Origin of the sequence: Chimaeribacter arupi, from assembly GCF_002858805.1 — a bacterium.
GTDB classification, from domain to species: domain Bacteria; phylum Pseudomonadota; class Gammaproteobacteria; order Enterobacterales; family Enterobacteriaceae; genus Chimaeribacter; species Chimaeribacter arupi.
In genome coordinates, this window is sequence record NZ_PJZI01000060.1 from 1 (window position 1) to 11,539 (window position 11,539).

An 11,539-nucleotide genomic window follows, 5' to 3' on the forward strand; every position below is an offset into this window, starting at 1 on the left:
CATCCGCTTTTGTTAATTACGCTTTAAAAATAATAAGTATTGATATTAAAGAGAGATTTATTTATTTACTTTGAAGGGATCAAAGATGTAAAAAATACAAGAAAATCCTTTATTATCAATGCAATGATAACTGTACTATTTTTTTATATTCATATAGATCTTAATTATTTGCTTGTGTAAGATACGCGCACTAATGAATCACCCACCCCAGGTATACAAAATATATATGGAAGAGAGTAATCCGTGGCCCACCTTTGTGGATGCCTTTTCAACCGTCTTGTGCATATTTATATTTTTGATGTTGGTTTTTGTCCTTAACAGCATGTTAATTATGTATGAAAGCGCAAAAAAACATTATGTTCCCCTGGTAACGGCACCGGTCTATTCCGATAAAAAAATGCCCGACATGACCTCGTTACCGACAGAAACCGAAGCGAAACAAAAAAATAACCATACAGAACCTGCGAGCCAAACCTCAGAAGCGGACCGTACCGATAGCACTGAAGTGACCGAAGCAGTAACGGCGGCCAACGCTTCCCAGGCAGCCGGTAATGCGGAGGCTGCACAGGCCGCTGAAACGGCTGACAGCACAGGTAAAAATGAGCGCCGCGCTGTTGCTCAGGCAGAGGTGAACAACGCCCCTCCAGCCGCCACCCTGGTTGATAAGCGTGGGAACGCGTCGCCGATGCCGGCCGGGCGGTACGATGTCCATGAGAAAACGCCGGCCTTTGAAATTAAAGGCAATCAGTTCGTTATCCATTTCCAAAAAAATGAGCAAAGTTTCCCACCTGAAATTATCGGCAAACTCAAGGAATGGTTAAAGGCGGAGCATACATCCACGTCAGTGAATGTGTATACCAACAGCAATAAAGCCATTGCCGTTTCTGATGCCATGCGCCTGGCCTATCAGCGGGGAATTATGCTGTTGAAAGTGGTTAAGGAAAATGAAGTGAACCAGGATGTCGCTATTTCAGTCATCAACGATGCCGGTGTTATGAGTAACAGCGCTGTCATTACAAAAGTCGAGTAAATAAATGAACCGCAACAAAACATCCTCCAGGGTTATTAATAATAACCTCAGCCTTTTTATGGTGCTGCTGGTCGCCGCCGCCCCGTTACTCATGATGCTCGTGCCGGGTATCCGGCATTATGTTATCGATACTTATAACGTCGCCGCATTTTATAATACGGTGGTGATTCTGGTGTATACGGTAGGCTGCGCCATTGTCATCGCCTCTTTTTTCGAAATCAGGATCTGTAATGGTGTTCTGAAAACTAAAGATTACGTAAAAACCGCCCACCTGCTCGGTGATGCCAATAAAATTGTCTTCAAACCCGATCACGGGCTGGATGATGACACGCTGATGTCGCTTTATGAAAACATCGATGAAAGTGTCAACCGTAAACATAATCAACGTATGTCAGCCATTTTAAGCTGCGCCAATATCTCCACCATGATTGGTTTGTTAGGGACATTTGCGGGCCTTTCATTGACCATTGCCTCAGTGATAACGCTGCTTGATAAATCACAGATTGGCGGCGGCACAGATGCAGATACGCTGAAAATCATTGTGAATGTGGTCTCCTCACTCTCTGAGCCGCTGCGCGGCATGAATACCGCCTTCGTTTCCTCTATTTATGGGGTGGTGAGCGCCATTCTTCTGAACGTGATGAGTTCACTGGTGCGTAATGCCTTTGTGCGCCTGAACGTCACGCTGCGGGATACCAAATTAAGTTTTATCCGTGAAATGAAACGCAAACAGGTGGCAGGAAAAACCCGGACATTGCGTATTGTTTCGCCGGTGGATGAGATTGTCAGTGATATTAAAGCGTCTCTGGCCACCTTCCAGGAACGCCTGATTACCCTCTGCACGGAATCAAACGGCACTGTGCGCCAGTTGCTTGAACAAACCACGGTCAATAGTGCGCAACGCGCCGCCTTTGAAGCCTCATTGCTGTCATTCTGCGAAACAGGCAGCGGCCGGTTGCGTGACATTAATAACGGCGTAGAAAAGGTAAAAGAGGGGCTGTCAGAACAGCAAAATGTCATTAACGATACGCACCAGCAGATCGCTGAACATACCGCGTTGCTGATGAAAACCAGCGAGCAAATGACGGAGCAGGAAGCGAAAATAGCGTATGTGACTGACTCCCAGCAAGCCATTGAACAAAGCCAGGCGGTGGTTCTGCATAATTCACAACAGTTGCAGAATGCCATGAAAGAGTTGCATGACACCACCGTGGGGGAATTTGAAAAGAATCACCAGCAACTGAATGCGATGGATGCCCATATTATTTTACATGAGCAGCAAAACCTTGTGCGCCACAGCACCACGCAGAGCCATATTGAAAGCCATTTAAAAACGTTTACCCCGTTATTTGGGCAGATCGCGGATATGCACCACAGCCTGCAAAAAGATGTCTTAATCCTGAAAGAGAAGAATGACCAATGAAAATGTCTATGGCGGCATTATTGACGGGTATTTCCCTGCTTTCTGTCCCTGCGTTCTCTGCCATGCCGGCAGGAAATAGCGTAGGGGCCTATCCCCTGACGGTGTTGGTAAAACATGCGCTTGAAGCTCAACCTTCTGTGGCTATTGCATCGATGGAAATTGAGCGCCGCCATCAGGAAACCGCAATGAGCAAAGCCTCCCTTTACCCTACATTAGATGCGACCTCTGAGGCATCGCAAAAAAATAAAGAGGAGAGTGAAGAGCGGAACATTGAAAATAAAATCACCCTGGCTTACCGCATTGCGGACTTTGGGGTCAGAAGCAATAACATCCACAAAGCGCAAAGCATTGAAGAAAGCAGCGCCAGTGATTTCCTGCAGAGCATGAATGACACCGCCAAGAGCACCACCGATGCCTTTTTAAAAATAGAAAAGTTAAAAAAAATCATGGCAAGCATCGATGAGGAGAAACTGTTCTATAAAAAGATGTTAAGTGATTTTTCTGAATTGATTAATTCCGGTGTAGCGATGCAGTCTGATTTGCGTAAAGTGCAGGCATCGATTGATGCATTAAGTACCCAGGAACTCGCTTACCGGGATCAGGCAGATGCTGAATTGGCCAGGATCCGTAATATGACCGGGGATGCGGTTACGCTGGAAAACATCTCACGCTTGCCTGAGGTATTTGATCACTATCATTTTATCACGGACAAAGAAAACGTGATGAAAAAGGTCATGAGTGAGAATCCCACCTGGAAATCACTGCAAAAAAGTACCGAGGCCGCGTATTCTGATATCAATGCCGCGAAATCGGCCAATTATCCGACAATTGATGCCAATGTGGGTTACAGTGATAATTCCCCTTCCAGTGATGCAAACCGGGATGATTATCCTGATGAATTCAGGGTAGGGGTTAAAGTCGGGCTTAATATCTTTAACGGCTTTAAAAATCAGGCAGAAGAAAGAAAGTTCGCAGCGCGTTATGGTCAGACCAAACTGGAAGCGGATGATTTCATTATTCAAAGCCGTAACAATATTGACGTCTCTCTTTCAAAATACCGTTCCAATAAAGAAGCGTTGGATATTGCAAAGCGTTCCTATGAAAACGCCCGCAAGCTGACTGAGCTTTATAAAGAAGAGTTTACATTAGGGCAGAAATCACTGCTGGATCTGATCTCCAGCCGTAATGAACTTTTCCAGGCAAACATCACCATGATTGAATCTACTTACGGTATTTACCAAAGTAAGCTCGATCAAATGTCTCAAACCGCTGTTTTGTTGAAGAATCTGCAACTGCAGCATGAGGTTATACAACCGGGTTCAAGGTCGTTGGTAAAATGAATAGGAAACAAAGTGACCATCTTATGATGGTCATTATGAGTATGACGTTGCTGATTATCATCATTTTCAGCATGGTAAAAGTCAATTCTGTTGTCCACGGCCAGGGTATTGTTGCAACAAAAGATAATACTCAGATTGTTTCACTATCGAAAGGCGGAACCGTTGAGGAAATTTATGTTTCCGAACACGATATCGTCAAGGCGGGCCAGGTGCTGGCGAAGATATCTAACCTCGATGTCCAAAAAGAGTATGACCGTTACTTTACCCAGGCAGAAATCCTTAAAAAAAATATCGATGAGATCAACCGGGTATTATCGGATACCCACAGAATCGGCTCGTTTGATGTGTCTACCCTGGAAAACAGCGACATTATCAGCAATGTGCAGATGGTCAAAAGCCAGATAACATCGAAAGAAGTGAAAATCCATGGGCTCACTTCCGACATTAACGGCCTGGATGTCGCGAAAATCAGTAAAAAGAGTGAGCTGGCACTGCTCCAGGAAGAGGTGAATATTCTTTCACCGCTGGTAAAGAAAGGGATAAGCTCCTACACCAATCTCCTGAATAAAAAGCAATCTGCCGTGCGCTTAAACTCAGAGATTATTGATTTAGACAATAAAATCTCTTCAATTAATGATGAAATTGAAATTACAAAAAGTGAAATCAATAATGCCGAGTTTGAGCTGCGTAACTCGCTCTCGAAAGATCTGGCTGAGTCTCAGAAAGAGCTGGCACTCAACGAATCCACTATAAACATATTGTCACGCCAGTTACAGGAGACGTTGGTTAAGTCTCCTATTGACGGCGTCATACACCAGGTAAACAAAAGCGCCAACACTAAAGGTGGTGTTATTCAGGCGGCAGATGCGCTGTTTGAAATAAAACCTTTCTCAACCCTGGTACAGGCAGAGGTAAAAATCATGCCCAAAGATCGTGACCAGGTATTCGTTGGGGGAAATGTCAACATCAATGTCATGTCCTTTATGATGTCAGGCTCCAAAGCCGCTAAAGGTGTCATTGAAGAGATCAGCTCGGACTCCTATGAAGAGTCTGTGAATGGTTCCATGGTCAGATATTACAAAGTCATCGTGCAGTTTGAAATTTCCAGGAAAGATTTAAATAAAGTGATGCCCGGCATGACGGTTGACGCCAACGTGATTACCGGGCGGCACAGTATTATGGAATACCTGATGTCCCCGCTTCTGAAGGGGATGAATAAAATGTTCTCAGAACCCTTAATCACTACGCCGCGCGAAACGGCCAAATAAAAATTGAAGGTAGACAGAATGAGTAATAAAACAATTTTTATCAATGATAGCTCTATCGTTGACCTCAGCCAGTACGGAAGTCAGGAAGAAGCGCGTTTCGTTATTAGCGGCACTGACTTGAAATTTATTTTCGCCGGCGGCCAGACGGTAAATATTGTCAATGGCGCGATGTACTCCAGCCTTGAAAACAGCAAGGTGGCTTTTGCTTTTAAAGATGGTGAGATTTCCGGTAATCAGTTGCTTAAATCTATTGATTTGAGCAACCTGGAAATTGAACGGCTTGATTCGTCCTTATCTGACGCCCGGCAGAACAACACACAACAAGAGCGTGCCGATAACAAACAAAAAGAGTATGAAAAACGCCTCGCGGACGTCAATAAAGAAGCGGAGAACATAAAGAAAGAGGCTGAAGCATTAAAGGCGGAGGCGGAAGAGGCGCAGAAAGCGGCAAAAGACGTTGAGCAGCAACTGCAGGAGTTCCTGGACAATAAAGCAAAGCAACAGGCAGCGACCAGCGGCGGCGTGTCGGCAGAATTGGGCGATGCGCAGCAACCTGCATTTCCTAAAAAGAAAAAAATGGAGGAAGAAGGGGTCGCTGAGTCTGAACGCCTTAAATTGGAAGACAGCCACTCCTCTTTTTCCTCTTCGTCGGCCAGCACTGCCGAGGGTGAAGATATTATTGTCAAGCCGTTGGATATTTCGTTGAAGCTTGATGAGCGCAGTGACAGCGGCGTGAAAAACGATAATATCACCAGCGCCGTTAACCCTGTATTTATTGGGTCTACTGAGCCTAATGCCACCGTGACATTAAAAATTGACGGCATTGTTGTCGCATTGGCGACATCAGACGGCATGGGTAACTTTGTTATTCCTGTTCCTTCTGCGCTGGCTGATGGCCAGCACACGGTGCAGGCTGATGTGGATGATGGAAAAGGCGGCAGCGGCAGTATTCAGGTGATGGTGACCATTGACACCGTGACGGACGCGCCAACGTTTGAGCTCAGCCAACAATACGCTATTCCACTGGAAGACCAGATTCCGGGGGAGAATTTAACGCGTTTTGCCCAGGCGAAAATCGAAGGCACGGCTGAGGCCAATGCCAGTATTGATATTTATGCCAATGAGACATTATTGGCGACGGTAAAAGCCGATGCTGACGGGAACTGGTCATATCAATTCAGTGAGGGGGAGCTGAAAGAAGGCACGAATGACATTGTTATTATTGCCACTGACCGGGCGGATAACAGCGCGAGTACTTCCGGCGTGATCACGCTCGACACTATCCCGCCTGAAATGCCGGAAATTCTTCTTGACGAGAGCAGTGATACCGGCACCTATTCTGACGACCTGTTAACCAACGAGATAACCCCCGGCTTCCACGGTAAAGCCGAGCCAGACTCTGTGCTTGAACTCTATGTCAACGGCTACAAAATAACTGACGTAGCGGTTGATGATAAAGGGAATTGGCATTATACCCTCGACAGCGACGTGATTTTGGCTGACGGCAATTATACTGTTCAGGTGATTGCCTCAGATCGCGCGGGGAATACGTCATCCAATCAGGTTGATATTGAAATTGACACCAATATCGATGCATTTTCCCTCCAGTTAGCGGCAGGCAATGACAGCGGTATTATAGGTGATAATTACACCAACGTTGTTAACCCGACGTTTTCAGGAAAAACAGACGCGTTCAGCCAGCTGACGGTAAAAAATATTACTACTGGGGAAAGCATTGATATTAAGGCCGCGCAAAACGGCAGTTTTACTTTCCAATTCCCTGGGGATTCCGCGGAAGGGATAAACCAGCTGGTTATTACCGTTGTCGATGTGGCCGGTAATACCCAGGATTATGATTTCAGCTATACCCTGGATACCGTTCCTCCTGAGATCCCAACCGTTATGCTGGAAGAGTCTGTCACCTCCCGTTCAGGTGACACGCTGACATCAGACAATACGCCGCATTTACACGGCAGCGCGGAAGCCGGCAGCACGGTGACGATTTTTATCGAGGGCAAAAAATACGCCACGGTGCAGGCAGACGAGAACGGAACCTGGTCCTATGAAATAACGGCCGCGCTGAAGGACGGTGAATATAACGTGACGGTGACGGCCACCGATCTGGCCGGCAATATCTCGCTTCCTTCCGACGTCTACCCGTTTACGGTAGATACCGAAACATTAATACCCGTCGCGGCCTTAGATGCCGAAGATGATGCCGGTTCCAGCAACAGTGACTGGATCACCAACCATAACGATATGCTTCAACTGCATGGTACGGCTGAGAAATATGCCACCGTGTCGATTATGCTTGATGGCCGCCTGCTGGGCACCGCCCTGGCAGATGAAAACAGGGTTTGGGCATGTGAAATAAACCCGAACCCGGCGCTGGCTGATGATGTTTATAAAGTCGACATCATCGCCAAAGATGAAATCGGAAACGTTGCGAATTCAACCTATGATCTGGTGATCGATACCGTTACCGATACGCCGACATTAATGATCGATGCGGCGTCAGATACCGGGGTCGATGATAACGACAGTATCACCAAAGATCCCCAGCCTCTTTTTAAAGGGACGGCAGAAGCAGGGGCTGAAGTTGCTCTTTTTGTTAACGGTATAAATTACGGCAGCGCGGTGGCGGATAAAAACGGCAACTGGAGTTTCCGGGTACCGGCTGATAAAAAATTAGCGGAGGGCGAATACAGCGTAATGGTCGTCTCCACGGATATTGCAGGTAATAGCGCAAGTTCAGTGCCCGTCCCTGTGATTATCGACCTGCATACTGACCTTCCTACGCTGAATTTAGACAGTGACAGTGGTGACAGTGTGCAAGACCACATCACTAATATCAGCTCACCGTCATTTAGCGGGACGGCTGAACCTTTCGCCAGCGTCACGGTTTATTGTGACGGCAATAATGTCGGCAAGGCCAGCGCGGATGCAAATGGCCATTGGCAATTTACGTACTCTTATTCAGACCCTCTCGCTGAGGGAAGTTATGCATTCCATGTGACGGTAATGGATGTGGCGGGGAACACCGCGACGTCAGAGAAACTCAATATCACGGTTGATACCTCGCTGAATATTCCATCTGTTGATTTGGCGGCGCACGCTGATACCGGGATATCACCAACCGACAATATCATTAATAGTAAAAACCCGGAGTTCGTGCTGAATAACGTGGATAAAGACGTTACACATGTCACGATAACTATTGATGGTGTTGATTATCCGGTAACACAGAATAACGGAAGCTGGGCATTTACTGCACCAGTCGGCCTGAGCGATGGCGAGCACGTTATTTCCGCGACAATTACCGATTTGGCAGGAAATAGTACAACGTCAGACGCGTTAATAATCACTATTGATACCGCGATAAATGCACCGGTGGTGACGTTAAGCGATGACACCGGTGTTCAAGGCGATAGCCAGACTAACGACACCACGCCGGGCTTCGCGATTGCGACTGACAGCGATGTGGTGACGGTGATGGTCAGCATCGACGGCGGTGCACCGCAGGCCGCGACCCAGGATGCAGCAGGGCAGTGGCATTTTGTGACGCCTTCTACCCTCAGTGATGGCGAGCATTCCCTGATCGTGACGGTCACGGATGTGGCGGGCAACAGCATCAGCGGCGAGGCGTTTGCCTTTACCGTGGATACCACTGTCACTACCCCGGCGATCGATCTGGATGACGCCTCAGACACCGGCGCGAACGCGGCGGATAATATTACCCATGACATCACGCCGACCTTCACGCTCAACAACGTTGATGCCGATGCGGTAACGGTGGAAGTGCTGATCAACGGCACGGTTTATCCCGCCACCAAAACCGGGGAAACCTGGAGCTTCACCGCGCCGGAGCTGGCAGACGGCGAGTATGCGGTGCAGGTAAGCGTTACCGATGATGCGGGTAACAGCGCGATTTCAACATCCACAGCGGTGCTGATTGATACCGCCATCAACGCGCCGGTCATTACCCTGAGCGATGACACCGGTGTCGCCGGTGACAACCAGACCAATGACACCACGCCGGGCTTTGCGATTACCACCGATAGTGATGTGGTGACCGTGATGGTCAGCATCGACGGCGGCGCACCGCTGGCGGCGGTACAAGATGCGGCGGGGCAGTGGCACTTTGTCACGTCTTCCACCCTCAGTGATGGCGAGCATTCCCTGATCGTGACGGTCACCGATGTGGCGGGCAACAGCACCAGCGGTGAGGCATTTGCCTTTACCGTCGATACCACCGTCAATATCCCGGTGATTGACCTGAATGACGCCTCAGACAGCGGCGCAGACTCTGCCGACAACATCACCAATGTGAAGACGCCGACGTTTACCCTGAGCAATATTGACGCGGACGCGGTAACGGTGGAAGTACTGATCAACGGCACCGTTTATCCTGCCACCAAAACCGGGGAAACCTGGAGCTTCACAGCACCGGAACTGGCGGATGGCGAATATGCGGTGCAGGTAAGCGTCACCGATGACGCGGGCAACACGGCGATTTCAACATCCACAGCGGTACTGATTGATACCGCCATCAGCGCGCCAGTCATTACCCTGAGCGATGACACCGGTGTCACCGGTGACAACCAGACCAATGACACCACGCCGGGCTTTGCGATTACCACCGACAGCGATGTGGTGGCCGTGATGGTCAGCATCGACGGCGGCGCACCGCAGGCCGCGACCCAGGATGCGGCGGGGCAGTGGCACTTTGTCACGCCTTCCACCCTCAGTGATGGCGAGCATTCCTTGATCGTGACGGTCACGGATGTGGCCGGTAACAGCACCAGCGGTGAGGCGTTTGCCTTTACCGTCGATACCACGGTCAATATCCCGACCATCGATCTGGATGACGCGTCAGACAGCGGTGCCGATGTTGCGGACAACATCACCAATGTAACGACGCCAACCTTTACCTTAAGCAATATCGACGCCGACGCAGTGACGGTGGAAGTGCTGATCAACGGCACGGTTTATCCTGCCACCAAAACCGGGGAAACCTGGAGCTTCACCGCGCCGGAACTGGCCGACGGCGAGTATGCGGTGCAGGTGAGCGTCACTGATGACGCGGGCAATACCGCAATCTCTACCTCGACAGCGGTGCTGATCGATACAGCCATCAACGCACCGGTGGTGACGTTAAGCGATGACAGCGGCGTAGCTGGTGACAATCAGACCAATAACACCACCCCAGGCTTTGCGATTACCACCGACAGCGACGTGGTGACCGTGATGGTCAGCATCGACGGCGCTGCACCGCAGGCGGCGGTACAGGATGCGTCGGGGCAATGGCACTTTGTGACGCCTTCCACCCTCAGTGATGGCGAGCATTCCCTGATCGTCACTGCTACGGATGTGGCGGGCAACAGCATCAGCGGCGAGGCGTTTGCCTTTACCGTGGATACTACCGTCAATATCCCAACCATCGATTTGAATGACGCCTCAGACAGCGGCGCAGACTCGGCCGACAACATCACCAATGTGAAGACGCCAACCTTCACCCTGAGCAATATCGATGCCGACGCGGTAACGGTGGAAGTGCTGATCAACGGCACGGTTTATCCGGCCACCAAAACTGGGGAGACCTGGAGCTTCACTGCGCCGGAACTGGCCGACGGCGAGTATGCGGTGCAAGTAAATGTCACCGATGATGCCGGTAATACCGCAACCTCAGCGGCGCTGAATATCACGGTCGATACCGCAGTGAATGCCCCGGTCATTACCCTGAGCGATGACACCGGTATCGCCGGTGACAACCAGACCAACGACACCACGCCGGGCTTTGCGATTACCACCGACAGCGACGTCGTGACCGTGATGGTGAGCATTGACGGCGGTGCGCCGCAGGCGGCGGTACAAGACGCTGCGGGGCAATGGCACTTTGTCACGCCTTCCGCTTTGGCAGATGGCGAACACGCCCTGATTGTGACCGTGACCGATAACGCCGGTAACAGCACCAGCGGCGAGGCGTTTGGCTTCACTGTCGATACCACGGTCAATATCCCGACCATCGATTTGAATGACGCTTCAGACAGCGGCGCAGACTCGGCCGACAACATCACTAATGTGAAGACGCCGACCTTCACCCTGAGCAATATTGACGCGGACGCGGTGACGGTGGAAGTGCTGATCAACGGTACGATCTATCCCGCCATCAAAACCGGGGAAACCTGGAACTTTACCGCACCGGAGCTGGCGGATGGCGAGTATGCGGTGCAAGTAAATGTCACCGATGATGCCGGTAATACCGCGACCTCAGCGGCGCTGACGATCACTGTGGATACGGCGATTACTGCGCCGGTAGTGACGTTAAGTGATGACACCGGTGTCGCCGGTGATAACCAGACCAACGACACCACGCCGGGCTTTGCGATTACCACCGACAGCGACGTCGTGACGGTGATGGTCAGCATCGACGGCGCTGCGCCGCAGGCCGCGACCCAGGATGCAGCAGGGCAGTGGC

At 49.9% G+C, this 11,539-nt stretch carries 5 protein-coding genes; all 5 read left to right on the forward strand.

The window, feature by feature from the left end:
• Nucleotides 1–226: 226 nt before the first annotated feature.
• Complete coding sequence (locus CYR52_RS23025; RefSeq protein WP_101829415.1) at nt 227–1,030, forward strand: hypothetical protein; 804 nt, start codon at nt 227–229, stop codon at nt 1,028–1,030.
• Between the two features lie 4 nt (nt 1,031–1,034).
• Nucleotides 1,035–2,453 (forward strand): MotA/TolQ/ExbB proton channel family protein, encoded by a 1,419-nt coding sequence (locus CYR52_RS21685; protein WP_101829416.1) that lies wholly within the window; start codon nt 1,035–1,037, stop codon nt 2,451–2,453.
• Nucleotides 2,450–3,793, forward strand: a complete 1,344-nt coding sequence (locus tag CYR52_RS21690; RefSeq protein WP_101829417.1) for a TolC family protein — start codon at nt 2,450–2,452, stop codon at nt 3,791–3,793. Before CYR52_RS21685 ends, CYR52_RS21690 begins: the two co-directional genes overlap by 4 nt.
• Nucleotides 3,790–5,061 carry an HlyD family type I secretion periplasmic adaptor subunit gene (locus tag CYR52_RS21695; RefSeq protein ID WP_072931188.1) on the forward strand — a complete coding sequence of 424 codons (1,272 nt, stop codon included), beginning with the start codon at nt 3,790–3,792 and terminating at the stop codon, nt 5,059–5,061. The genes CYR52_RS21690 and CYR52_RS21695 overlap by 4 nt, the downstream gene beginning before the upstream one ends.
• Nucleotides 5,062–5,079: 18 nt before the next feature.
• Nucleotides 5,080–11,539: Ig-like domain-containing protein (locus CYR52_RS21700; RefSeq protein ID WP_175579006.1), on the forward strand; the 6,460-nt coding region annotated here is incomplete at its 3' end.